Here is a 22,361-nt window from a genome sequence, read left to right as displayed (position 1 = left end):
CCGTCCCTTCCTTGGGGAGGACTCTAGTCGCAGATGGAGGAAAAATCCCGTGGCAGGTCACCCTAGCTCGCTTCTTGGCCCTCTTCCGTTTGCGCCTCTCGGATAGAATAATCAAAAGAGCGACGTGAGGTCTAGCCATATTCCTGCCTAGAAAGGTCAACGCTCCTTGTTCACAGCATTGCATTCGAAGACAATTTATCCTTATTGCATGCTCAAGTTTTGAAGATATAGCAGTACGATCTTGGTGAGAGGATCGAGAAGCATCACGCAATCTTTGCGAGAAAACAGACTGCTTTCTAGCAAGCCCCGTCATCCGATCCGAGCGCCAAGTTTCTTTACGGCCCGATGTTCTATCCATCGCGCTGATGCCGACACCCGTACGATACCTCACCAAAACCTCGTCAATGAAAGCAATCCGGCTCTCAAGTGCGGCCCGGAACCCAAGGATAAGATCCTCGTAACACCCATCATCTATTTCTCCATAGATATCGAACAGAGAGCGGTGCCAAGCACCAGTCGCGCCCACGTATAGGCCCATTTGTTCTGTAGCGCGGAGCGCTGATGTGTCCCGCAGAAAGAACGCTGCTTTACTCGGAAAGCTACCGGGATTCGCCATACCAGTCTTGTCGATCTCTTCGAAGCGTGAGTGCAGGAGGAGAGCGTTAGTATGATTAAAGGCTTCACAGACCCTAATCGCGCGCTGTGGCATCGAAATATCATCTGCCGCCGCCGCTATCACGTACTCAGTCGTTATTTTCCGCATACACGCATTGATATGGGCAGCAAGGCCAAGATTATGTGGGTTTCTGTTCAATTCTACACGGTGGTGGCCTGAATATCCTGCCACCGCCGCCTGGATGATTTCAAACGTCCTGTCAGTAGATGCATCATCCGAGATAAGAATTGTAATTGGCTCTCCATCCTGAGCGAGCGCGGCCTTGACTGCTTCGGCCGCATAGGCCTCTTGATTATAGGATAGAAGAAGGAATGTGGTACGCAAAACTAATACTCCGTCGATTCGAGCGCGAGCCGCAGTGCGGATTCGAATACATTGCTGTCGATATGATATCCCGCCCTGAACGCGTCAAAACCGCTACAGAGTGGCTGGTCCGGTGTCGTGAACAAAAAACGCAGCCGACTTTCGGTGAGGCTAGCAAAATTCGTATAAGAGCAGAATTTGCCGTGCCGTGGTGGAAGCCAGCTCAGAAGGCGTGTGCCAAGTTGAGAGAATGAGGTATTGGTGAAAGTTGCGGCGGATGGTCCGATAACAAAAGCCGCGCTCGCTAGGAGTTGCACTTGATCGCGAAAGATAAGAATCTCAGGATAAACCGCGCTGAAACCATGGTGTTTGGTGATCGACAGAAGCTCTGCCTGATTGTAAGAGCGTCGACGGTTTCCGCGCGCCAGAAAGATCCGCTTCTTCTGTACAGGCGCACTGATGCTTAGCCGGTCGAGGATCGCGCCATGATATTGGCGAATTACGTTGCGGTTGGAGCCATAGTCAATGAGGTCCGGACAAGCGCCTGGACGTTGGTTAATGGGTTCACGCACCAGACTATCGACCATCACTATCCGTTCTTGACGCGAAGAGTCTAAGCGCCCAGTAAATGGTATTTATTACTACTTTCTTGCGTTTGCGATGAAAGTGCAAAATGATCTTGGGTATTAGTTTTGCCGGCTCTCCCGGATAAATGCGTTTCCTCATGAGAGGTGTGGGGGGCTGCATCGCGGACAATCAAGCAATCCTAATCTTTGTCGAGGAGAAGGAAGACCTTGTCAAGAGATGGGGCCCGGTTGGCGAAGTCGTCGCAATCCAGTTTAAAATAGGTGTTGATTTCATCCGATCCCGTTTCGACAGCGCCAAAGCGGCGATGAAAGGCAAGGGTGCGTGTGTTTTCGGTACGCACGTCAAAGATGGCCTCTGTGCAGCCCAAGGTTCCGAAGGCGATGCGATAGATGAGCAGAGCAGAATCCAGAGCTGCCTTGGAGGGCTTGTTCGCATCCAGAATCCAGCTTCCCCAAGTGAAACGGCCCTCTGCGATGTCATAGAGACGCAGGACTCCGCAGCGCGCGCCATCATCGCGGCGCTCGATGATGAAGTAGTACTCCCGCCCGATCGCTTCGCGCGCCTTATAGGCTTCGATCCAGGCCCTTTGTGCCTCAAAAGATGGGGATGGGGCAGACAAATGGCGACCATGCTCGGGTGATGTCCGCAGGCCTTGGATATAGACTGCGTCGTCGGGCCGGACGAGGCGGAAGCGGATGTTGTGGCCTTCAATTGGGTTCGGGAGTGCCATCATCCGCTAGCCCTGTTCGAGGGCAGCACGCAGCTTCTCGGCTGTGTCGGACGGGGTTTGCGGTCCCATGGGCAGACTAAAGACCTCGCCGGCAAGCTGCTGCGAAATGGGAAAATCACCGGGAAGATGTCCCAGCCCGGCATAGGCGCCCTGCATGTGTGGCGGAATCGGATAGTGGATCTGGGTGCCGATGCCCTTGGCCGCGAGCACCCGCATCAAGCGCTCGCGCTCGCTGCTGCGCACGACGTAGAGATGCCAGACGTGCTCACTTTCGCTCGCCACCTGTGGCAAGATCAGCCCGCTGTCCTGCAACGCAGCCGCATAAGAGGCGGCCAGCGCGCGGCGCCGATCGGCCCAGGCATCAAGATGCAAAAGTTTTACGCGCAACACTGCCGCCTGAATCGGATCGAGCCGGGAATTTGTCCCCGCTACCTCATGTACATACTTCTCACGCGAGCCGTAATTGCCTAGCAAACGCACCTTTTCTGCCAGATCAGAGCGGTTGGTGGTGATGGCACCGCCATCTCCCATCGCTCCGAGGTTCTTGCCGGGGTAAAAGCTCCAGCAGGCGATATCGCCATGTGCGCCTATACGCCGCCCCTTGTAGCAGGCGCCATGCGCTTGGGCGGCATCTTCGATGACCGACAAGCCTCTCCGTTTGGCAATGTCGAGAATTGGCTCGAGATCGGCAGGCTGGCCGTAAAGATGCACCGGCATGATGGCCCGGGTACGTGGCGTGATCGCAGCTTCGATTCGCGACGGGTCAATGTTGAAGCTGGCCGGATCGGGCTCGACCGCCACTGGACGCGCACCAACCGCGGAGACCGCAAGCCAAGTGGCCACGAAAGTATGTGACGGCACAATCACTTCGTCGCCCGCGCCGATGTCCAGGGCACGCAAGGCGAGTATCAAGGCATCCAGCCCGTTGGCGGCGCCCACCGCATGCGCGGCCCCGCAATACGCGGCCCATTCCGCCTCAAAAGCTGACAGTTCGGCACCGCCAATATACCAGCCGCCATCAAGCACACGCAGGACCGCCGCGTCTATGGGGTTCTTCAGCTCGAGATAGGCATCGCGCAGATTGAGGAAAGGGATCACGATGCCTCCGCCACGGCTTTGAGAAAATCGTCGTAATTTCGATAGTAGTCGGCTTCGTCATAGGCCTGCGACGCCAGCACCATGCAGACCGCGCCCTGACTAAACATGTCCATTTCGCGCCAGATCAGCCGATTCACGTAAAGTCCTTGACGCGGATTGCGCAGGACGTATTCCGAGCGGGACTGGCCGTCGTCGATAATGACGCGGAAGCTGCCGGAGAGAGCAAAGATTACCTGCTCAAGGTTACGGTGAGCATGACCGCCGCGAGAGGAGTCGACCGGCACGTTGTAAAGATAATAGACCCGGCGGATATCAAACGGCAGATGCCGCCCACCTTCGACGAAGGTCAGATCGCCGCGTGGATCGGTAATAACGGGAAGCTCGATCAGCTTGACGCTGCCCGCCTTCACGGGGGTGTCCCGGTGGCCCGCATCAAGATTTGACAAATGCTCACTCATCCTTGGTACCTTTTCGAAACGGCGGGTCTACAATGGGTTACGGTGTCTTATTCTGATCATGGCGTCATATATGAAATGCTCTGCTCAGGCCAGAGTGAGACTGCCTTGGACCTGCAGAGCTTCCTAACCATGCGGCAAGTCGGCAGCGCTTCATTCATGCTGAGCGCGAATTCCCTCCGAGCAAGGACAGCTTTCAGGAGTGCCATTCTCCCCCCCCGCCTAGATCTGCACTTAACTCACAATTGCTTGATCGTTTTGACGCAGAAGTGGTGGGACGCCATGTGCGCGCTACCGTTCCGGCGACGGGCAATGGCAGGCAGACTGCCAGTCATGCAAGTGGGCGGACATGCAACCCATAAATATTATCGCTCATCTCATAACACAGACAAGACAGCGCTCGCCCAAGGGCTGTTCGTTTCTTTCAATGAAAATCCCGGCTTGGAAACAACTTCCTTGCCTGTTCGCGGGGATGGCGGGCGGTGGATCTGGCATCGCGGCCTATGGGGCGCTTTATCTCGTCTGCGCGACCGTCGTTTGACGGGATGATTACGGGGCGGCCAAGGGTGGCCAGCAGGGGTGACACGTCTTCCACCCGTTCGGCGATCAGGTGGGTGGTAGGGCCATCGCGCTGAATCCGACCGGTGACGCTGACCAGCCGCCCTGCTATCACGGCTTTGCGGAATGCCTCATAGACCTGTTTCCAGACGACTACATTCGCGGTGCCAGTTTCATCCTCCAGCGTCAGAAAGATCACGCCCGCTGCCGTGCCGGGGCGTTGGCGGGTGATCACAAGGCCGGTCACGGTGGCGCGGCCTTGTGTTTGCGCCAGCCGGTCATTGCCGATGCTTTCGGGCAGGCGCGGGCGCAGCAGTTCCATCGGGTGAGCACGCAAGGATAGGCGCAGCGACAGGTAATCCTCAATCACCTCTTGGCCAAGCGTCATTTGGGGCAGGTGGACGGCGGGTTCAACGCCGCCTTCATCATCGGAGCCGAACAGCGGCAGCGGCGCGGGGGCCTTCAGCGCTTTGGCTGCCCAAAGTGCATCGCGGCGGGTCATGCCAAGGGCGGCGAAGGCATCGGCCTCGGCGAGCCTTTCCAGCGTGTCGGGATGCACGCCCGCCCTGCGCCACAGGCTTTCAACATCGGGATAGCCGTTGCCCCGGGCGGCCGCGATCCAAGAGGCGTCTTCTTCGCGCATTCCCTTGATCTGGCGAAACCCCAGCCGAAGGGCGAGTCCGCCATCCGGTCGTAATTCTATTGTGCAATCCCAAACCGAATGGTTGACCGAGATCGAGCGGACCTCCACACCATGGTCGCGGGCGTCGCGCACCAGTTGGGCGGGCGCGTAGAACCCCATCGGCTGGCTGTTCAGCAGGGCGCAGGTGAAGACAGCCTGATGGTGGCATTTGAGCCAAGCCGAAATATAGACCAGCCGCGCGAAACTGGCCGCGTGAGATTCGGGGAAACCATAGCTGCCGAACCCTTCAATCTGGGCAAAACAACGGGCTGCGAAGTCAGCATCATAACCGCGCGACAGCATGCCAGAGACGAACCGTTCGCGGAAAGACCCTATGGTGCCCATGCGTTTGAATGTGGCAAGTGACCGGCGCAGGCGGTCGGCTTCCGCAGGCGTGAAGCCAGCAGCCACCACGGCGATCTGCATTGCCTGTTCCTGAAACAACGGCACGCCGTAAGTGCGGCCCAGAACCTCCATCAGGGCAGGTCCAAGGTCTTCGACCTGCTCGCGCTTCATGCGGCGGTTGATGAAGGGATGCACCATGCCGCCCTGAATAGGGCCGGGGCGGACGATGGCCACCTCACAGATCAGATCGTAAGAACAGCGTGGGCGCATTTTGGGCAGAAAGTTCAGTTGCGCGCGGCTTTCGACCTGAAACACCCCAATAGCATCGGCGCGGCAAAGCATGTCATAAACCTTTGTCCGCTCTGCATCCTCCTTGGGGAGGGTCAAACCCGGGTCGGGACGCAGAGTCGCTAGGTTCATGGTGATGCCAGAGTGATCTTTCAGAAGAGTGAAAGCCTTGCGGATGGCCGTCAACATGCCAAGCGCCAGAATATCGACCTTCATCAATCCCAGCGCGTCGATATCATCCTTGTCCCATTCAATTATGGTACGATCCTCCATCGCGGCATTTTCGATCGGGCACATCTCATCCAGCCGCCCGTGCGTTATGACGAAGCCTCCGACATGCTGGCTGAGGTGACGGGGAAAGCCGATGATCTCGCCAATCAGCCGCACCGCCAGTTGCACGCGGCGGTCTTCAATGGAGAGCCCGGCGTCGCGCAAGCGATCTTCGCCGGGGGCGGCTGAGGACCAGCCCCAGATTTGGCCCGACAATCGTGCAATGACATCCTGCGACAGGCCCATGACCTTGCCGACCTCACGGATGGCAGCGCGACTGCGGAAATGGATGACGGTCGCCGTCAGTCCAGCGCGTTCGCGGCCATAGCGGGCATAGATCCACTGAATGACCTCCTCGCGACGTTCATGCTCGAAATCGACGTCGATATCCGGTGGCTCGTTGCGTTCCTTCGAGATGAACCGCTCAAAGATCAGGGTGATGCTTTCGGGCGGTACCTCGGTGATGCCTAGGAGATAGCAGACCACCGAATTGGCGGCAGACCCGCGCCCCTGACACAGGATGCCCTTTGATCGGGCAAATTGGACGATGTCGTGAACGGTCAGGAAATAGGGCGCGTAGTCCACCTCGCGGATCAGGGTGAGTTCCTTCTCGACGCGGTGGACGATCTTGGGCGGCGGACCTGCGGGATAGCGCAGGTGCAACCCGGCGCGGGCCAAGCGTTCCAGCCGGTCTTGCGCCGGCTCACCGTCTTGCGCCTCGTCAGGATACTGGTAGCACAGATCGTTCAGCCGGAAGGCGCAGCGATCGGCAATTTCCACTGTGCGGCGCAGGGCTGCGGGATGCCGGTGAAACAGCCGCGCCATTTCCGCCCCCGATTTCAGGCGGCGTTCACCATTGGCCAGCCGATGCTCGCCGATGTTGTCGATGGTGCATTGGGTGCGCAGGCAGGTCAGCACATCGGCCAGCGGACGTCGGGCTGCGCGATGCATCAGCACATCGCCCACCGCGACCATGGGCATGTTCACCCCTTGGGCCAGCATGGCCAGTTGGTCTAGGCGCGCCTGATCGCGGCCATCATATCGGGGGGCTGCGCCAAGGAAGCACTGGCTGGGAAAGGTGCGGGCGACGGAAAGCAGATCGCTATGCGCGGTTTTGGGGTGATCATCCTCCTGCGGATCGGGTGGCAGGGCGATCAGGATCATGCCTTGCCCCCATTCTGTCAGATCGGCCCGCTGAAGGTGGCATTCGCCTTTCGGCGCGCGGCGCTTGCCCAAGGACAAAAGCCGGGTCAGCCGCGACCAGGCCGCCAGATCGGTCGGCAGGGCCAGCCATTCCACCGGGCTGTCGGTCAGCACCAGCCGTGCCCCCGCAATCAGTTTCGGCAGATGGGCGTCTGACATGACAGGAGAATCGGTCTGGCCGGTAAAATGCGGCACGGTCTGGCGGCTGGAATGGTCGGTGACGCGCTGCGACCGGATGGTCGGGCCATCCTGTGCGGCCTCATTCGTTGCCTGTGCCTCGTCCCGCAGCCGGGCCAGTTCCTTCAGCGCAGAATAGGCGCGCACAACGCCTGCCACCGAATTGCGGTCTGTGATGGCGATGGCAGCAAGACCCAGTTCCACCGCGCGGGTTACCAGCTCTTCGGGATGCGAGGCCCCGGTCAGGAAGGTAAAATTCGAAGTGACGCACAACTCGGCATAGGGCTGGAAGCGGAGCGCGGTCATGCGAACTCCCCCTGAACATACCAGTTTTGCGCCGATCCCGGGGCGGGCCAGTTTTGCGCCCTTGCGGACGCGGGCCAGCCTTGAGCCTCTGGGTTGGACCAGCCCGGCGCTTGTGGGGTCACAAACAGCCAGAGGCGCGGGCCTTCCTGCGTCTCGATCCGCCAGTAATCGCGCAGACCGGACCGCCAGGCAGGATCGTCAAACCACCATTCTGGGGTGATCCGCTCCGGCCCCGTCGCGCGGAGCGTGGTGAAGCGCATCCGGCGCCAGCGGAAACTGGTGGGCGGGGTGCCAGAGGCCACGGTCGCGGGCTCTGGCGGGAACAGTGTGATAGGGCGCAGCGATCCGGAGCTATGTGACATCGGTTCGGGTTCGGAATACACGGCGGGGGCCAGCAGAAAGCTGCGTTCCGGGATAAGGCTGGTTGCAGGCAACAGCCGCAGCACACGATCAAACCCGATGCGATTGCCGACAGACGAAAGAAGGTCTGACAGCGCATCTTCATGCCGGATTGCGGAGCCTCCACCACCGATCTGTTCTGGCGCAAGCGCCTCAACCACCGTGGCTGTCAGCCGCAGCGCGTCGATGCCGTAACCCGAGTCGACCTCGTCCACGCCTTTGGCAAACAGCGCGGCGATGCGGATGGGGTCACGCATGGCGCGCGCAAGGCCGATCTCGACCACCACCAACCCCTTGTCCACACGGCGCAGTTCCAGCCGCACGCGGCGCGCGGCCATATGGGTCGCGGCCAGCTTCGCGCACAGCCGGTCCAGCAGGCGCGCAAGGCCCGCCATCACATCTGATTGCAGGCCGATGGGGTCGGGCAGGGTCATCCGCACCCCAAAATGCGGCGCGTCAGGTTCTGCCACCACGGGTTCATCACGCTGCCCAAGCGCCTGATCCAATCGTAGTACCAGCCCCTGACCAAACCGCCGTGCCAAGGGCGCACGCGGCAGATGCGCCAGATCAGCAATGCACGCCAGACCCACGCGCGACAACGCCTCAGCCGTGGCATGGTCCACCCGCAGGGCTGTCACAGGCAGATGCCCGATGCCGACTGCCAACTGCCCGTCCGCCACGATGCCACCACCATGACGTGCCAGTGCATGGGCCGCGCCCCGCGTTTCTGCAATGGCGGTGGCTGCGTGCAGCCCTGCGCGGTCCAGCCGGGCCTGCAGATCGCCGCGCAGATCGGCCTCTCCGCCGAACAGATGCGGCACCCCCGAGATATCAGCCATCAGCCCATCAACGCCGTCCGTCGCCACCATCGGCGCATATCGGCTGGCCCAACGGCGCAGACTGGCCAAGACCGCTGCCTCGCGCGCAAGGTCTGCAGCGCGGGTGGCAAGATCGGGGCAAATGGCGCGGGCATCGGCCAATGCCATTCCGCGCGACAGGCCCCGCGCTGTGGCCACCGGGTTCAGACAATGCAGATGATCGCTATTGCCCGACCGGTGGGTCAGCGCAAAAGGCCCTTCAAGGGGCCGTGTCCTCAGGCTTGTGTCGCTGGCCAGCCTCGGAAACCATATGGACAGCAGCCGACGCACCATTCCAGTTCACCATCCAACTTCCAATTGTTCCCTTTTTGTTCTTATTAAGGTTCCAGTGATGCAGAGTCGAGTCTGCAGACGGGCTTGCGACAGATTGGCACTGCCATCGGGTTTCAGTCGCATTGCTGCCCGCGCCTTCGCGGATCAGCATCAGACCCGTTGTGCCCCCGGCCTCGGCAGCCAGTTGCAAGCGGCGGCCAGCGGTCAACGACAAATGGCCTGAAGGTTCGGCGATCACAAGGCTGACGGGGGCTGCGCGCAGGGTTTCCTCGATGCACCAAAGCAAATCAGTCTCACCGTTAGGACGAAACAGATGCAGCCGCTCGCCCACACCACGCGGCAACCCGCGCAGCATTGGCAGTTCGGGAATATGGTTGGGCACGATCCAGACCAGAGGGCCGGGATGACGCACTGCCTGAAACAGCGCAAAGGCGCGGCGGCCCAGTCCTTCGGCCTCATGGACCCTTCGTGGATGCAGGGCAAAGGGATCGGCAGGGATCACCCGCTGGCGTAGGTCAAGCTGCATCTTCGCGCACCCCTTCAGCTACGATCTTCAACATCCCATCGGCCAAGGGGCGTTGCAGTTGCAGGGCCTCAGTCACAGGTGCCGTCAGCCACAGCCGCCATTCTTGCGGTGTGGTCAGGATCACCGGCATCGCCTTGGGGTGCACCGCGGCCACTTCGGCATTGGGCGCGCAGGTCAGAAAGCCGAACAAGTCTGCCGTCACCTCACCCTCTTTCAGCTTGCGCACCGATGTCCATTCCGTGCGGATGCCTGCAAAAAACGCCAAGGGCCTCCCCTGGCCAAGCGCGAACCAGACTGGGTGATTGCGGGACGCACCGGGCCGGCTGTCGATCTCGGAAAAGCTGGTGAAGGGCACAAGGCAGCGGTTCTGCACGCCCAGCCAACGCTGCCAATGTGGTGAGGCCACATTGCGGATATTGGTTACACCCGGATCAGTGCGCTTGCCCGCCAGAAACACCTGCGGCGTTGGCATGCCCCAACGAGCCTTGGTCAGGTGCAAGACACCATCCGCCGCGTGCCGGATGATCGGCGCGGGATAGTCGGGGAATATCCCGGCCATCGGCGGCAGATTACCCGAAAGATCAACCAGTTCCTCGTCATCGTCGCGCATGTCGTCAAACACATGTCGCATCGCATCTTGGCTCTTGGTTTGGGAATATAGGTTGCACATGAGGGAGTCCGGGAATCGCGGATGACGACAGGCCTAGCTTGGAGCATTGCAGGAACACGACAGGTTTGAAAAGAGTGCCTTTGATCCACGTTTAAGCAGAACCTTTTTTACTTAGGCCACCTGAAGCAAAGGCCCTCAGGGTAATGCCAAGTTACCCCAAAGTAATTTTGACCACCAATAAACCCGAAAAATTCAGATTTTTACCAACTGACGTTCCCGTCTCCACCTAAACCAGTTTGAGATAGCCTATGGCCCAACCGAAAGAACCAGAGATGAAGCGCAGCAGGTTCACCGAAGACCAGATCATCGGCATTCTGAAAGAGCACGAGGCCGGGATTTCCGTGGCCGATCTGTGCCGCAAGCACGGCGTCAGCGATGCGACCGTCTACAAGTGGAAGGCCAAGTATGGCGGCATGGATGTCAGCAACGTCACCTGCGTTGCTTGCCTCTATTCTATTCATGAGCGCGCCGCTGGATTGTCACCCATTCTCGTTGACCATCTTTGGATCGAAATGTTCCGTGGCGCGAGGACTTAATTTTCGGATTTCGAGTCGCTGCAGACTCTGCAGCTTTTGCTGTCACGCCACACACAGACACTGTGTGTTGACACTAGAACCTGCACAGATGCGGGAACATCCGGGAATAGGTGGAGTTTATCGAAAAGTGCTGTAAAAACGGTGGCTTACAGGAATTTTAACGCCGAAAAACACCATGTGAGCCAGTTTGCATAAGTGCAATTATCGGACTCAAAAGCCCCAAGAGGCCGTTTGGAGCCGCTCCCAGGCGGCCCTGCCGCCCACCGTTTAAACCCCAATAAAATAAGGCGTTCAAGGCGGGTTTTGGCCGTCAACAGCGGCCATTTGCCGGAAAATGGGCAGCGGGAACTGGGAACTCCGCTGCCCAGTTCCAAAACCAGTTCCCAGTTCGGCACAAGTGTTTGATTTCAAACTGTGAACGCTGAGAAATGCTGCTGGAGCGGCCGTCGGGAAGTGGGAACTGATTTTTCGGGTGATGGGGCAGATCCGAGAAGCGGGCACTCCGGCTTCGGGGTGGTTCTGTTCCGCTTGACTCAGCAAAATCGGAGGACGAGTGTCGATTGTGCGGATTTTACCACTGTAGGCAGGCTTCTTGGGCTTGATATGCAGCAATGGTCTTAAACGGTCAACAAGCGGAGTCGACGGGATCGATAAACATAAACCAAAGAACTATATTCCAAGCTCGTCCCGTCATGTTCACTTTTTCGCGGGATCGGCGTATGCCAAAAGCACAGCCTCGTAAGGCCTGTCCCACTGGTCGATACTGCGACTGAATACAACGCAGGACTGTACCACTTCATCTTCAAGAACCTCTGCGGCCAGATGTTCCATGTTCTGCCGCATTTTAGCGCGCAGCACGTCTGGGAAGATGTAGAAAACCACTCGAGCCTTCCGATCCTCCGGCGGCTGAATTTTCAGTGAGTTTAAGTGCTTCGGGTCGCGGAAATTCTTTCGGACTATGCCCCGCAGTTCTTCTAGCTTCCTTTCAATCGTTGCCTGTTCGGATGGATCAGCGCAGGCAAGCAGGTGCAGGCCGATGGTTGTCCAGCCCACCGGTCGTCTGTCCGCCAAGTGGTTGATAAGCCGCGAGAAGGTAGGCCGCAGGATCATCTTTGGCTTGCGGAGCTTAATGCCCGCATCGCGGCTGGTGTAGTAGCTGTCCAACGGTGCCGACATGCCAGATGGGACAAACTTGATGTTCTCGCGCTGCATAGCCGCCAAGTTGAACCCTGTCGCAAGGTATAACCCTAAGAAGTCGAGTTCGTCTCCCAGCAGATCGAAGGCCTTCTGAAAGAAGGACCTTTCAGCGAGATAATGTAGAATTGGCAAGGGACTATCGAGGATGTCAATAATGTAGCCGAGGTCTGAGATCAGGATTGTAGGTGCAAGGTCATGGTCGGCCGGAACCCAGCCGACTGCCTTGAAATCCGCCTCCGCCGAAGTCAGTACTGAGAGGTCGTCGAGCGTTACTGAAAGCCGTATAATGCGGTCGATGCGATCAGCGTCGATGCATTTTATCAGGACATCTATAATCTGACCCCGGCACACTCTGACGACATTAAGTCAGCTCTCTTTGAATGCCCGGACATCGAGGTAAGCACACCAGCTGGCAGCGCGCGGCGACGAGCGGGAACTATATCGCCAAACGATATCATTCGGCTGAAGGAGCAGCGGTCGTTCCACTTTCTGTGGAAATAGCGTTGCTGCAGACTCTGCTGTCAAACTCTGCAAACTCTGCTGTCACGCCACATTGTCCACAGAAGATTTCAGTACAAACTGCTTTACAGGCTTCCCATGCGAAGCCACTATATCTAGTAAAGGCGATGCCGGGTTACGCTGTTGGTTGCCGGGTGCCCAGCCCATGGGGGACGGTATCGTTGCCAGGGCTTTATAGTGAGGCCGGCCCATGTCATTTTCGGAAGATTACCTGCTCAGCGACGATCTTCACCCGATCGACATTGTGGAAAATCTTGCTGCGCTTCATGATTGGGAATTTGACCGCATCACCGATGATCAGATCGCGATGGCGGTGGAAGGCCAATGGCGCACCTATGCTTTGACGCTGGCCTGGTCCGAGCATGACGAAACCCTGCGGCTGATCTGCACCTTTGAAATGGAACCGCCCACCGACAAAATGGCGGCGCTTTATGATGTGCTGAACCGGTGCAATGATCTGGTCTGGACCGGGGCCTTCACTTATTGGTCTGAACAAAGGCTGATGGTGTTTCGCTATGGGCTGTGTCTTGCTGGTGGTCAGATGGTGTCGTCCGAGCAGATTGATCGGCTGATTTCGGGGGCGATTACGGCTTCCGAGCGGTTCTATCCGGCGTTTCAGTTGGTGTCTTGGGCCGATAAAACCCCGGCAGAGGCGATGAAGGTCGCTATCGCAGAAGCTTACGGCCGCGCCTGAGGCTGGCCAGAATTCTGCGATCTGGAATTTTGCGACAAGGCTGCTGTTTCCGTTTCAATGTCGCGGCAAAGCGCATTAGCTTCGATGAAAAAGGAGCGTTTTGATGACATTGGATGTGGTCGCCCGCGATGGGCTGGTGCTGTTGGGATGCGGCAAGATGGGCACGGCGCTATTGACGGGCTGGCTGGCTGCAGGGGTGCCCGCATCCTCGGTCTGGGTGATTGAACCGCATCCGACCGATTGGCTGAAAGCGACTGGCGTGCATCTGAACCAAGGCATGCCGCCCGCGCCTGCTGTCGCCTTGCTGGCGGTCAAGCCGCAAATGATGGGTGCCGCATTGCCGGCACTGCAAGCCTTGGGCAACGGTCAAACCCTGTTCGTCTCAATCGCTGCAGGTACTTCAATTGCTACGTTCGAGGCGGCTTTGGGCGACCGCACGCCCATCGTGCGCACCATGCCAAACACTCCTGCGATGGTCGGGCGCGGCATCACAGGTATTTGCGCCAATGCTCACGCGGGCGCATATGGACTTGCCTTGGCGCATCAGTTGATGTTGGCGGTCGGGCAAGTGGTTGAGCTTGAAGGCGAACATCAGATTGACGCGGTGACCGGGGTTTCCGGCTCTGGCCCCGCCTATGTTTTTCACCTGATTGAGGCGATGGCAGCAGCTGGCGAGGCGGCCGGATTGTCGCCCGACGTGGCGATGAAACTCGCGCGCGCGACGGTGTGCGGGGCAGGCGAATTGGCCTATCAATCCACCGAGCCCGCTGCCCAGCTGCGCAGCAACGTGACCTCTCCGGGGGGCACCACCGCGGCGGCTTTGGCGGTGCTGATGAACACCGAAACGGGCTTTCCGCCGCTGTTGACCCGCGCAGTGAAAGCCGCCGCTGACCGGGGCAGGGAGCTTGGTGCATGATCACTTACGCCGAGTTTGAGCAGGTCGATATCCGCGTTGGCCGCATCACCCGGGCCGAACCCTACCCAGAGGCGAGAAAGCCCGCCTACAAGCTTTGGGTTGATTTCGGCGGCGACATTGGTGAGAAACGCTCCTCTGCGCAGATCACCAAACATTACCAGCCAGAAGGGCTGATCGGACGGCAAGTGCTGGCCGTTGTGAACTTTCCGCCGCGCCAGATCGGCAAGGTTTTGTCCGAAGTCTTGGTGCTTGGCCTGCCCGATGCGGATGGCGAGGTGGTGCTGATCGGTCCCGGTCGTGAAGTGCCGCTCGGCGGAAAGCTATTCTGATGAAACTGCTGATCACCCGTCCACTGCCCAAAACCGTTCTGGCTGCCGCTCGCGCCCGCTTTGACGTCACCGCGCGTGAAAGCACCTTGCCGATGACTCCTGCCGAGCTGCGCACAGCCCTGCGCGACTATGATGCTGTGCTGCCCACGCTGCGCGATATGTTCAGCGCCGAGGTGTTTGCCGATGTGCCGCGACCCAAGGCGAAATTGCTCGCCAATTTCGGCGTGGGCTTCAACCATATCGACACCAAGGCCGCCGCAGCCCATGGCATTTTTGTCACCAACACGCCCGGAGCCGTCACTGATGCCACCGCAGATATCGCGGTGACCTTGCTGTTGATGACAGCGCGTCGGGCGGGTGAGGGCGAGCGCATCTTGCGCGCAGGCCAATGGCAAGGCTGGCACCCGACGCAGTTGCTGGGCTCTCCGGTTTCCGGCAAAACCGTTGGTATCATCGGCATGGGTCGCATTGGCCGCGCCATTGCCAAGCGCTGCCACCATGGCTTTGATATGGAGGTGATTTATCACAACCGCTCGGCCACCGATGCAGGCGTGCCAGCCAGACAAGCGGCACTGTCTGATGTATTGCGCGCCGATTTCGTGGTGATCGCTGTGCCCGGTGGCCCCGCGACCCGCCATCTGATCAACGCCGAAGCCCTTGCCCAAATGACGCCGCACGGCATCCTGATCAATATCTCGCGTGGAGATGTGGTGGATGAAACCGCCCTCGCCGCAGCGCTTCTGTCGGGGCAAATTGCGGGCGCGGGCCTTGATGTCTATGAAAGTGAGCCAGAGATTACCCCTGCGCTGCTTACCATGCAAAACGTCACCCTGTTGCCCCATCTCGGCACCGCTGTGCTGGAAACCCGCACTGCGATGGGCATGATGGCGGTGGCAAATCTGATCGCCTTTCAGGACGGGCAAGCCCTGCCCAATCTGGTTTAGGCCATGGTCATCCTCTGTGCTCAAATATCCCTGCCGAAGGCTTCGCCGCCACTGCCCGGAGCCTCCGGCGGGAGTATTTTTGCAAAGAGCAAATGCCAAGGCCAACGCCGGATGAGGGGGCTCGATGCCCCCGAGAACGGCACAATTTGGCAGATCAGGCGATGATTATCTCACGCGGGCGTCGATTTATCTTTGTGCATGTGCCCAAGACGGGCGGCACGGCGCTGAGCCTCGCTTTGGAAGCGCGGGCGATGAAGGACGATATTCTGATCGGCGATACCCCCAAAGCCCGTGCGCGCAAGGCTCGACTGGCGGGGGTGAAATCGGCAGGGCGGCTTTGGAAACATTCTACGCTTTCCGACATTGCCGGACTGGTGACGGACGACGAGATTGCCGATTTCTTCACCCTGACCTTAGTGCGCAACCCCTGGGATCGGGCGGTCAGCTATTATCATTGGCTGCGCGGGCAGTCATTTGCGCATCCTGCGGTGGGATTGGCAAAATCGCATGATTTCAGTGGTTTCCTCAATCATGCTCAAACCCGCACCGCCTTCAGCCTTTGGCCCTACACAGCCTATATGCGCGACCGATTGGGATTTGAACGCGCGAGCCTGTACGCGCGGCTAGAACATCTGGAGACAGACCTCGCCCGATTTGAGGCGCATCTGGGCTTTCGCCTCACCCCTCTTGCCAGCATCAATGCGTCAGATCGCGCCCGCGATTGGCGCGGGTTCTATTCGGATGATGACGCTGATCTGGTGGCCCGGATCAGCGCCGAAGATATCGTGCGGTTTGGTTACAGATTTGACCCAGACGCGGTTTGACCAGACGTGGTTTGACCCAGACACGATTTAGCAGGGACTAGGCCGCTTGCTTCACGGCAAATCGTCCATAGAACGTCTCACCCTTTGCCGCCATCTCGCGTAACAAGGCTGGGGCCGTGAAACGAGGCCCAAACTCTGCCACCAACCGCTCGCAAATCTCGACAGCGCGTGCAGCACCGATGATGTCCAGCCACGAGAACGGCCCACCCGACCAAGGCGCGAAACCCCAGCCAAGAATCGCGCCCACATCGCCTTCACGGATGTCGGTCAGCACACCTTCTTCCAGCGCGCGCACAGCCTCCAGCACTTGCGCCATCAACAGGCGATGCTGCACCACTGTCAGGTCTGGGTCGGCTTTATGCGGATATTCAGCGTCCAGCCCATCCCACAGCCCTTCGCGTTTGCCAGCGGCATCATAGGCATAGAAACCCGCATTGGCTTTTTTGCCCATACGACCCTGATCGGCCATCCAGAACAAAACCGCGTCCACCGCGCCGTCAGGATAGGCATCGCCCATCGCCGCCCGCGTTGCTTTGGCGATCTTCACCCCCAGATCAATCGAGGTTTCATCGACCAATTGCAGCGGCCCCAACGGCATGCCGACCAGCTTGGCGGCGTTTTCGATCAGCGCGGGTTCCACCCCCTCGGCGACCATGCGGATGCCTTCGTTGATATAGGGAATGATGCAGCGGTTGGCATAGAAGAACCGGGCGTCATTCACCACGATTGGGGTTTTGCGGATCGCGCGCACGAAATCGAGCGCTTTCGCCACCGCCACATCGCCTGTTTGTTTGCCACGGATGATCTCCACAAGGTTCATCTTGTCGACCGGAGAGAAGAAATGGATGCCAATAAAGCGATCTGGACGCGCCGATGCCTTAGCCAGCATCGAAATTGGCAGGGTAGAGGTGTTCGACGCATAGATGCAGTCCGGCCCTACCGCAGCTTCAACACGAGCCGTCACCTCGGCCTTCACCTTTGGGTCTTCAAACACTGCTTCGACCACCAGATCGCAGCCCGCCAAGGCCGCATAATCCACTGTCGCCAAGATACGCCCCAAAACCTCGGCCTTTTTCTCAGCCGTCACCTTGCGCCGGGCGATGCCCTTATCCAGCAGATCCGCCGAATGAGCCTTGCCACGGTCGGCACTTTCTTGCGCCGCATCAATCAGCACCACCTCGATCCCGGCCAAAGCCGCGACATAGGCGATCCCGGCCCCCATCATGCCCGCGCCGATTACGCCCAATTTCCGCACGGTCTGATCCGCAACCTCAGGACGGTTCGCGCCTTTTTCCAGCGCCTCTTTGTTGATGAACAACGAACGGATCATCGCCGAGGATGACGGGTTCAGCAAAACCGAGGTGAAATGCCGCGCTTCAATCCGCAAAGCCACGTCGAACGGCACCAAAGCGCCCTCATAGACTGACGCCAACAAAGCCTTGGCCGCCGGATAGACCCCCATCGTCTTGCCCAGAACCATCGCATTGGCGCCAACAAAAGTCATGAAGCCTGCCGGGTGATAGGGCGCGCCGCCGGGCATCTTATAGCTCTTGTCGTCCCACGGTTTGATCAGATCAGCATCCTTCGCGGCCAAAACCCATTCCTTGGCGCGGATCAAAAGCTGATCGGGGGCGACCACCTCGTCAATCAATCCGGCAGCCTTTGCGGCCTTCGGATCGCTCAACTTGCCTTCCAAAAGGAACGGCGCTGCCATCATCGCACCCAGCTTGCGCGCGAGACGGGTGGTGCCGCCAGCGCCGGGAAAAATCCCGACCATAATCTCGGGCAGACCGATTTTCGCGCGCGCATTATCCGCCGCGATGATGCGATGGCACGACAAGGGCAGTTCCAGCCCGATGCCCAAAGCGGTGCCGGGCAAAGCCGCAACAATCGGCTTGCCGCCTTTCTTGGTTTTCGGGTCCATCCCCGCCAGTTCGATCTTGCGCAAAACCTTGTGCATCATCATCACGCCGTCGAAAATCGCACTTGCGCCGCCCGCCCGCATCTCGGCAATCACGTTCAGATCCATCCCGCCGGCAAAATCCTTCTTGCCCGAGGTGATGATGATGCCTTTGACGCCGGTATCGGCCAAAGCCTGATCGACCAGATCTGACAGCAACCCGAATGCCGCCGTCGACATCACGTTCATCGACTTTGCCACCACATCCCAAGTGATCGTCGCGACGCCATCGGCATCCACGGCCAAAGTGAAATCGTTCATCTGTCATCTCCTGCGCTGCGGACCATGCCTTCGACATTGTTATAGTGCCGGGCTGCCCTGTCTTTGTGGGCGATCAAATCGTGATCGGGATAGTGAATGGTGTCGCGCGGCAGCCTTGTGCCAAGCGTCAGATAAACCGCCTCATCCAAGCTGCGGTTGTGCAAATGATGGCCAATAGGCACACCGGCGGGCCAACAGACCATATCGCCGGGCGAAAGCTGGGTGGCGGTATCTTCGATCAGCGTGGGGTGGCCCGACAGAATAAGCACCAGCTCGTCCTCCGCCTGATGCCAATGCCGAAAGCTTGAGAACCCACCCACAGGCAAACGTTCCAGATGCGCGCCGAATTGCGTCAGACCACCTGCATCGCCCAGCACCGCATGGTGGCAATCTCCCAGACCGCCGCCAAGGATCGGATGGTGATAGTTAGACTCCAGCGCCCAGAGCCGCGTGGCTGCGGGCAATAGACTGGGGCGGTGTGTGCCATCATAATTTTGTCCCCAAGCGGCTGGCAGACCCAGCAAAGCGGGGGGTAAATCACCGCCGCGCAGCCTTGTGCCATCGGCATCCTCGACGCGCCATTCGGTTGCAGTATTCACCTGCCTGCGCCCGGAATCGGGGTAGGTGCAGACATCCTCCAGCGCTCTGCTGCCGACAATCAGATAGCGCAGCGGCGCGTCTGATCGGTTGCCGATCCGGTGCCCGTTCGGTGCGCCATGCCTCCAGCAGATCGCGTCGTGTGCGTGCAAATCTTGCATCCCGGCATCATCATGCAAGGTGCCAAGCCCTTCCAGCACAAACAGAAACTCATCTTCGGCAGAGTGCCAGTGCCGATCCGACGACCAAGCCCCCGGTGCCAAAACCTCTATATAGGCGCCAAATTGCGTTAGTCCCCCTGCGGTGGAAAGCTGCAGGGTTTCAACGCCATCGCGGCGATCCACTGGGGCCAAGTTGGGGTCGACGATCATCGCGGCCCCACCCAAGTGCTGCCGTCTTTATAGCTGAAACTGGCCTGCCCAGCCTCTACCGTGAGCACCAGATCAACGTCGGAGTAGGTCGCGACCTCGCGCTTGGCCTTGCTGCCCACCACCAGAAACTGCGCAACTTCTGCCGAGCGGTTGATGAAATGATGCCCATCCGGGACATTCGCCGGAAACGCCACGCAGTCGCCCGCCACCATCAGCGTTTCACCCGCATCGCGCACCATCACACATGCGCCTTGGGTGATCATCACGAACTCATCTTCCGCCAGATGCCAATGCCGCAAACTTGACACGGCACCCGGCTGCAGGATCACCAGATTGACGCCAAACTGCGTCAACCCGCCCGCCTCGCCCAAGCGCAGACTGCTGCGCCCAGCCATCATTTCGGCATAGGGCGACGGGTAGATCGAGCCGGTTTTGAGCGGCACTTTGCTGAGGTCAAGCTTGGTCATCCGGATCACCTTTCTGTTTTGCCACAAAGGCCCCTGCCTTGATCTCTAAACGCCCCAGTGACCAGTTGATATGCCCGCCCGCGCTTTCAATTTCACAGATCCGCCAGCCATCTGGTTGCTCCACCAGATAGAAATGCGTCTCAAACGGATCAACGATGCGTTGCGCGCGCACCATGATATGGGTCAGTACGCGCACCTTGACGTGGTTTGGGTAAATCACTGTGAAATCAATGACTTGACGGAAAATATCCGTCACGCCGCGCCCGGTCAGATTGCTATGATACAGCGCGAAATCTTCGCGCAGTTCCGCCTCGGTCTGGATCACATAACTCAGATCGCCGCGCGGCGTGATCCGGTTTGGCAGCGCAAACAGCCCACGATAGATCTCGAAATCACCGCCAAGCAAGGCCTGTGTCAGAAGATCCCCAATGGTCGCAAACGCGAGCCGCGGCATGATCAGAGCCTTTCTATGATGGTAGCCGCTCCCATGCCCGACGCGATGCACAGCGTCGCCAATCCCACCGACTTGCCCGTGCGTTCCAGTTCATCCAGCAAGCTGCCGATGATGATCGCGCCAGTAGCCCCCAAAGGATGCCCCATCGCAATTGAGCCGCCATTGACGTTGACCCGCGCAGGATCGACATCAAACGCCTGTTGAAAGCGCAACACCACCGAGGCAAACGCTTCATTCACCTCAAACAAATCAATGTCGCCAATCGCCATCCCGGCATCGCGCAGGATTTTCTCGGTCACCGGCACCGGACCGGTCAGCATGATGGTCGGATCGGTGCCGATCTTCGCCGTGGCCCTGATCCGCGCGCGCGGCTTCAGGCCATGCGCCACACCAAACTCGGCATTGCCGATCAGCACCGCCGCAGCACCATCGACGATGCCGCTGGAGTTCCCGGCGTGGTGAATATGGTTGATCCGCTCCAGGTGCGGGTATTTCATCAAAGCGATCTTATCAAAGCCGGGCATGGTCTCGCCCATATCCTTGAACGCCGGTTTCAACGCCGCCAAAGTCGCCATATCGGTGCCGGGGCGCATGTATTCGTCGCGGTCCAGAATGGTCAGACCATTCTGATCCTTGATCGCCACCACAGATTTGGCAAAACGGTTGTCGGCCCAAGCCGCAGCTGCACGCCTTTGCGATTCCACCGCCAAAGCATCGGCCATATCACGGGTAAAGCCGTATTCGGTGGCGATGATATCCGCCGAAATGCCTTGGGGGACGAAATAGGTCTTCATCGCCAGCCCCGGATCAACCGCGATCGCAGCCCCATCCGAGCCCATCGCGACCCGACCCATCATCTCGACCCCGCCCGCGATATAAGCCTGCCCCGCACCGCCCTTGATCTGATTGGCGGCCAAATTCACCGCCTCCATCCCGCTGGCACAGAACCGGTTGATCGCAAGGCCGGGGATCGACTGATCCAAGCCCGACGCCAGCACAGCCGAGCGCGCCAAACAGCCGCCTTGCTCGCCCACTTGCGTGACATTGCCCCAGATCACATCCTCGACCGCATGGCCCTCAAGACCATTGCGCACCCGCACGGCATCAAGAATTTTCGCCGAAAGCGCCACCGAGGTGAGTTCGTGCAAAGCTCCATCCGGGCGACCCTTGCCACGCGGGCTGCGCACGGCGTCATAGATAAAAGCGTCGGTCATGTTGCCTCCTTAAGCCCGGTCGGACGGATTGCCGGGCATCAGATCATAGGGGTGTTCCCAGCCCGGCACCGCTGCGATGCGGTCCAGCCAGATGTCGATATTCGGCCAATCCTTGCGGTCAAAGCCAAAGGGTTCCGGGTAGTAAAGATAGCCGCACAGCGACAGATCAGCGATGGTCATCGCCTCACCCGCCACCCATTTGCGCCCCTCAAGATGCGTGTTGAGCACGCTGTAGGCGGCTTTCAGGCGGCTTTGGAAGAACGGTATCACCCCCGCGGGCCGTTTTTCTTCGGGTACGAAGTTTGCCAAAAACCGCGTTGTGCCGATCTGCGTCGAAAGCTTGTGGTTGTCCCAGAACAACCAGCGCAGCACTTCGCGCCGCTCTGCTGCCGAACGTCCGCCCAGTTTGCCCGACTTGCTGCTGATGTAGTCGAGAATGACGCCTGATTGCGTCAGCGTGGTCTCGCCATCCACCAGCACCGGGACTTCGCTCATCTCATTCAAGGCGCGGAACTCGGGCGTGCGCGCGCCGCCGTTGAAGAAATCAACATAGATAGGCTCCCATTCGATATCCGCGAAGGTCAGCGCCAAGGCGACCTTGTAGGCATTGCCGGATTCGCCAAAGCAGTAAAGTTTTGCGGTCATCGTGGTCC

General features: G+C 59.2%; 21 protein-coding genes and 1 pseudogene. 6 read left to right on the top strand and 16 right to left on the bottom strand.

Annotation, left to right across the window (positions count from 1 at the left end):
- The 9 genes from QQJ98_RS12895 to QQJ98_RS12855 all read right to left on the bottom strand — a co-directional run.
- Positions 1–1,000 (bottom strand): glycosyltransferase (locus QQJ98_RS12895; protein WP_284325756.1); only part of this gene is annotated, 1,000 nt, incomplete at its 3' end.
- 2 nt (positions 1,001–1,002) lie between these two features.
- The gene (locus QQJ98_RS12890) at positions 1,003–1,566 is read right to left on the bottom strand and encodes a glycosyltransferase 61 family protein (RefSeq protein ID WP_284325755.1); all 564 of its coding nucleotides are present in this window, start codon (positions 1,564–1,566) and stop codon (positions 1,003–1,005) included.
- 179 nt (positions 1,567–1,745) lie between these two features.
- A complete protein-coding gene (locus tag QQJ98_RS12885) occupies positions 1,746–2,300 on the bottom strand; it encodes a GNAT family N-acetyltransferase (protein ID WP_284325754.1) in 555 nt (184 codons plus the stop codon).
- 3 nt (positions 2,301–2,303) lie between these two features.
- Positions 2,304–3,395 (bottom strand): DegT/DnrJ/EryC1/StrS family aminotransferase, encoded by a 1,092-nt coding sequence (locus QQJ98_RS12880; RefSeq protein WP_348523138.1) that lies wholly within the window; start codon positions 3,393–3,395, stop codon positions 2,304–2,306.
- Entirely contained in the window at positions 3,392–3,853 is a 462-nt protein-coding gene (locus QQJ98_RS12875; RefSeq protein WP_284325753.1) for a sugar 3,4-ketoisomerase, read from the bottom strand. The genes QQJ98_RS12880 and QQJ98_RS12875 overlap by 4 nt, the downstream gene beginning before the upstream one ends.
- A gap of 421 nt (positions 3,854–4,274) precedes the next feature.
- Entirely contained in the window at positions 4,275–7,679 is a 3,405-nt protein-coding gene (locus tag QQJ98_RS12870; RefSeq protein WP_284325752.1) for an error-prone DNA polymerase, read from the bottom strand.
- Positions 7,676–9,229: a Y-family DNA polymerase gene (locus QQJ98_RS12865; RefSeq protein WP_284325751.1), complete on the bottom strand. Its 1,554-nt coding sequence runs from the start codon at positions 9,227–9,229 to the stop codon at positions 7,676–7,678. Before QQJ98_RS12865 ends, QQJ98_RS12870 begins: the two co-directional genes overlap by 4 nt.
- Positions 9,156–9,755: an ImuA family protein gene (locus QQJ98_RS12860; protein WP_284325750.1), complete on the bottom strand. Its 600-nt coding sequence runs from the start codon at positions 9,753–9,755 to the stop codon at positions 9,156–9,158. The genes QQJ98_RS12865 and QQJ98_RS12860 overlap by 74 nt, the downstream gene beginning before the upstream one ends.
- The gene (locus tag QQJ98_RS12855) at positions 9,745–10,425 is read right to left on the bottom strand and encodes an SOS response-associated peptidase (RefSeq protein WP_284325749.1); all 681 of its coding nucleotides are present in this window, start codon (positions 10,423–10,425) and stop codon (positions 9,745–9,747) included. Before QQJ98_RS12855 ends, QQJ98_RS12860 begins: the two co-directional genes overlap by 11 nt.
- Before the next feature lie 272 nt (positions 10,426–10,697).
- Here QQJ98_RS12855 and QQJ98_RS12850 point away from each other — a divergent pair.
- Positions 10,698–10,851, top strand: a pseudogene (locus QQJ98_RS12850) (transposase); the annotation flags it as partial.
- A gap of 806 nt (positions 10,852–11,657) precedes the next feature.
- Here QQJ98_RS12850 and QQJ98_RS12845 read toward each other — a convergent pair.
- Positions 11,658–12,509, bottom strand: a complete 852-nt coding sequence (locus QQJ98_RS12845) for a hypothetical protein (RefSeq protein WP_284325748.1) — start codon at positions 12,507–12,509, stop codon at positions 11,658–11,660.
- A 358-nt stretch (positions 12,510–12,867) separates the two neighbouring features.
- Between QQJ98_RS12845 and QQJ98_RS12840 the strand changes: the two genes are divergently transcribed.
- The 5 genes from QQJ98_RS12840 to QQJ98_RS12820 all read left to right on the top strand — a co-directional run bounded on the left by QQJ98_RS12840 (position 12,868) and on the right by QQJ98_RS12820 (position 16,384).
- Positions 12,868–13,371: a type III secretion system chaperone family protein gene (locus QQJ98_RS12840; protein ID WP_284325747.1), complete on the top strand. Its 504-nt coding sequence runs from the start codon at positions 12,868–12,870 to the stop codon at positions 13,369–13,371.
- Positions 13,372–13,474: 103 nt separating this feature from the next.
- Positions 13,475–14,287 carry a pyrroline-5-carboxylate reductase gene (gene proC / locus QQJ98_RS12835; protein WP_284325746.1) on the top strand — a complete coding sequence of 271 codons (813 nt, stop codon included), beginning with the start codon at positions 13,475–13,477 and terminating at the stop codon, positions 14,285–14,287.
- A complete protein-coding gene (locus QQJ98_RS12830) occupies positions 14,284–14,616 on the top strand; it encodes a tRNA-binding protein (protein ID WP_284325745.1) in 333 nt (110 codons plus the stop codon). The genes proC and QQJ98_RS12830 overlap by 4 nt, the downstream gene beginning before the upstream one ends.
- Positions 14,616–15,560 carry a 2-hydroxyacid dehydrogenase gene (locus QQJ98_RS12825; RefSeq protein WP_284325744.1) on the top strand — a complete coding sequence of 315 codons (945 nt, stop codon included), beginning with the start codon at positions 14,616–14,618 and terminating at the stop codon, positions 15,558–15,560. Before QQJ98_RS12830 ends, QQJ98_RS12825 begins: the two co-directional genes overlap by 1 nt.
- A 161-nt stretch (positions 15,561–15,721) precedes the next feature.
- Positions 15,722–16,384 (top strand): sulfotransferase family 2 domain-containing protein, encoded by a 663-nt coding sequence (locus tag QQJ98_RS12820; RefSeq protein ID WP_284325743.1) that lies wholly within the window; start codon positions 15,722–15,724, stop codon positions 16,382–16,384.
- A 37-nt stretch (positions 16,385–16,421) separates the two neighbouring features.
- On the opposite strand, the gene QQJ98_RS12815 is transcribed toward QQJ98_RS12820, so the two are convergent.
- Genes QQJ98_RS12815 through QQJ98_RS12790 form a run of 6 tightly spaced genes read right to left on the bottom strand, consistent with a single transcriptional unit; the run spans position 16,422 to position 22,353 of the window.
- Positions 16,422–18,605: a 3-hydroxyacyl-CoA dehydrogenase NAD-binding domain-containing protein gene (locus QQJ98_RS12815; RefSeq protein WP_284325742.1), complete on the bottom strand. Its 2,184-nt coding sequence runs from the start codon at positions 18,603–18,605 to the stop codon at positions 16,422–16,424.
- Positions 18,602–19,573: a cupin domain-containing protein gene (locus tag QQJ98_RS12810; RefSeq protein WP_284325741.1), complete on the bottom strand. Its 972-nt coding sequence runs from the start codon at positions 19,571–19,573 to the stop codon at positions 18,602–18,604. Before QQJ98_RS12810 ends, QQJ98_RS12815 begins: the two co-directional genes overlap by 4 nt.
- A complete protein-coding gene (locus tag QQJ98_RS12805) occupies positions 19,570–20,040 on the bottom strand; it encodes a cupin domain-containing protein (protein ID WP_284325740.1) in 471 nt (156 codons plus the stop codon). Before QQJ98_RS12805 ends, QQJ98_RS12810 begins: the two co-directional genes overlap by 4 nt.
- On the bottom strand, positions 20,027–20,494 hold the full coding sequence (locus QQJ98_RS12800; RefSeq protein ID WP_284325739.1) for a hypothetical protein: 468 nt from the start codon (positions 20,492–20,494) through the stop codon (positions 20,027–20,029). Before QQJ98_RS12800 ends, QQJ98_RS12805 begins: the two co-directional genes overlap by 14 nt.
- A 2-nt stretch (positions 20,495–20,496) precedes the next feature.
- Positions 20,497–21,708 (bottom strand): acetyl-CoA C-acetyltransferase, encoded by a 1,212-nt coding sequence (locus tag QQJ98_RS12795; RefSeq protein WP_284325738.1) that lies wholly within the window; start codon positions 21,706–21,708, stop codon positions 20,497–20,499.
- 9 nt (positions 21,709–21,717) lie between these two features.
- The gene (locus QQJ98_RS12790; RefSeq protein ID WP_284325737.1) at positions 21,718–22,353 is read right to left on the bottom strand and encodes a glutathione S-transferase family protein; all 636 of its coding nucleotides are present in this window, start codon (positions 22,351–22,353) and stop codon (positions 21,718–21,720) included.
- Between the last annotated feature and the right edge of the window lie 8 nt (positions 22,354–22,361).

Origin of the sequence: Cypionkella aquatica, assembly GCF_030161095.1 — a bacterium.
Classification (GTDB): Bacteria; Pseudomonadota; Alphaproteobacteria; order Rhodobacterales; family Rhodobacteraceae; genus Cypionkella; species Cypionkella aquatica.
This window is presented reverse-complemented; position numbering and strand designations above follow the sequence as displayed.

Coding starts and splice junctions, on each gene's coding strand:
- QQJ98_RS12890 (WP_284325755.1), bottom strand. CDS start 1,566: ATGGTCGATAGTCTGGTGCGTGAACCCATTAACCAACGTCCAGGCGCT.
- QQJ98_RS12885 (WP_284325754.1), bottom strand. CDS start 2,300: ATGATGGCACTCCCGAACCCAATTGAAGGCCACAACATCCGCTTCCGC.
- QQJ98_RS12875 (WP_284325753.1), bottom strand. CDS start 3,853: ATGAGTGAGCATTTGTCAAATCTTGATGCGGGCCACCGGGACACCCCC.
- QQJ98_RS12870 (WP_284325752.1), bottom strand. CDS start 7,679: ATGACCGCGCTCCGCTTCCAGCCCTATGCCGAGTTGTGCGTCACTTCG.
- QQJ98_RS12865 (WP_284325751.1), bottom strand. CDS start 9,229: ATGGTGCGTCGGCTGCTGTCCATATGGTTTCCGAGGCTGGCCAGCGAC.
- QQJ98_RS12860 (WP_284325750.1), bottom strand. CDS start 9,755: ATGCAGCTTGACCTACGCCAGCGGGTGATCCCTGCCGATCCCTTTGCC.
- QQJ98_RS12855 (WP_284325749.1), bottom strand. CDS start 10,425: ATGTGCAACCTATATTCCCAAACCAAGAGCCAAGATGCGATGCGACAT.
- QQJ98_RS12840 (WP_284325747.1), top strand. CDS start 12,868: ATGTCATTTTCGGAAGATTACCTGCTCAGCGACGATCTTCACCCGATC.
- proC (WP_284325746.1), top strand. CDS start 13,475: ATGACATTGGATGTGGTCGCCCGCGATGGGCTGGTGCTGTTGGGATGC.
- QQJ98_RS12830 (WP_284325745.1), top strand. CDS start 14,284: ATGATCACTTACGCCGAGTTTGAGCAGGTCGATATCCGCGTTGGCCGC.
- QQJ98_RS12825 (WP_284325744.1), top strand. CDS start 14,616: ATGAAACTGCTGATCACCCGTCCACTGCCCAAAACCGTTCTGGCTGCC.
- QQJ98_RS12820 (WP_284325743.1), top strand. CDS start 15,722: ATGATTATCTCACGCGGGCGTCGATTTATCTTTGTGCATGTGCCCAAG.
- QQJ98_RS12815 (WP_284325742.1), bottom strand. CDS start 18,605: ATGAACGATTTCACTTTGGCCGTGGATGCCGATGGCGTCGCGACGATC.
- QQJ98_RS12810 (WP_284325741.1), bottom strand. CDS start 19,573: ATGATCGTCGACCCCAACTTGGCCCCAGTGGATCGCCGCGATGGCGTT.
- QQJ98_RS12805 (WP_284325740.1), bottom strand. CDS start 20,040: ATGACCAAGCTTGACCTCAGCAAAGTGCCGCTCAAAACCGGCTCGATC.
- QQJ98_RS12800 (WP_284325739.1), bottom strand. CDS start 20,494: ATGCCGCGGCTCGCGTTTGCGACCATTGGGGATCTTCTGACACAGGCC.
- QQJ98_RS12795 (WP_284325738.1), bottom strand. CDS start 21,708: ATGACCGACGCTTTTATCTATGACGCCGTGCGCAGCCCGCGTGGCAAG.
- QQJ98_RS12790 (WP_284325737.1), bottom strand. CDS start 22,353: ATGACCGCAAAACTTTACTGCTTTGGCGAATCCGGCAATGCCTACAAG.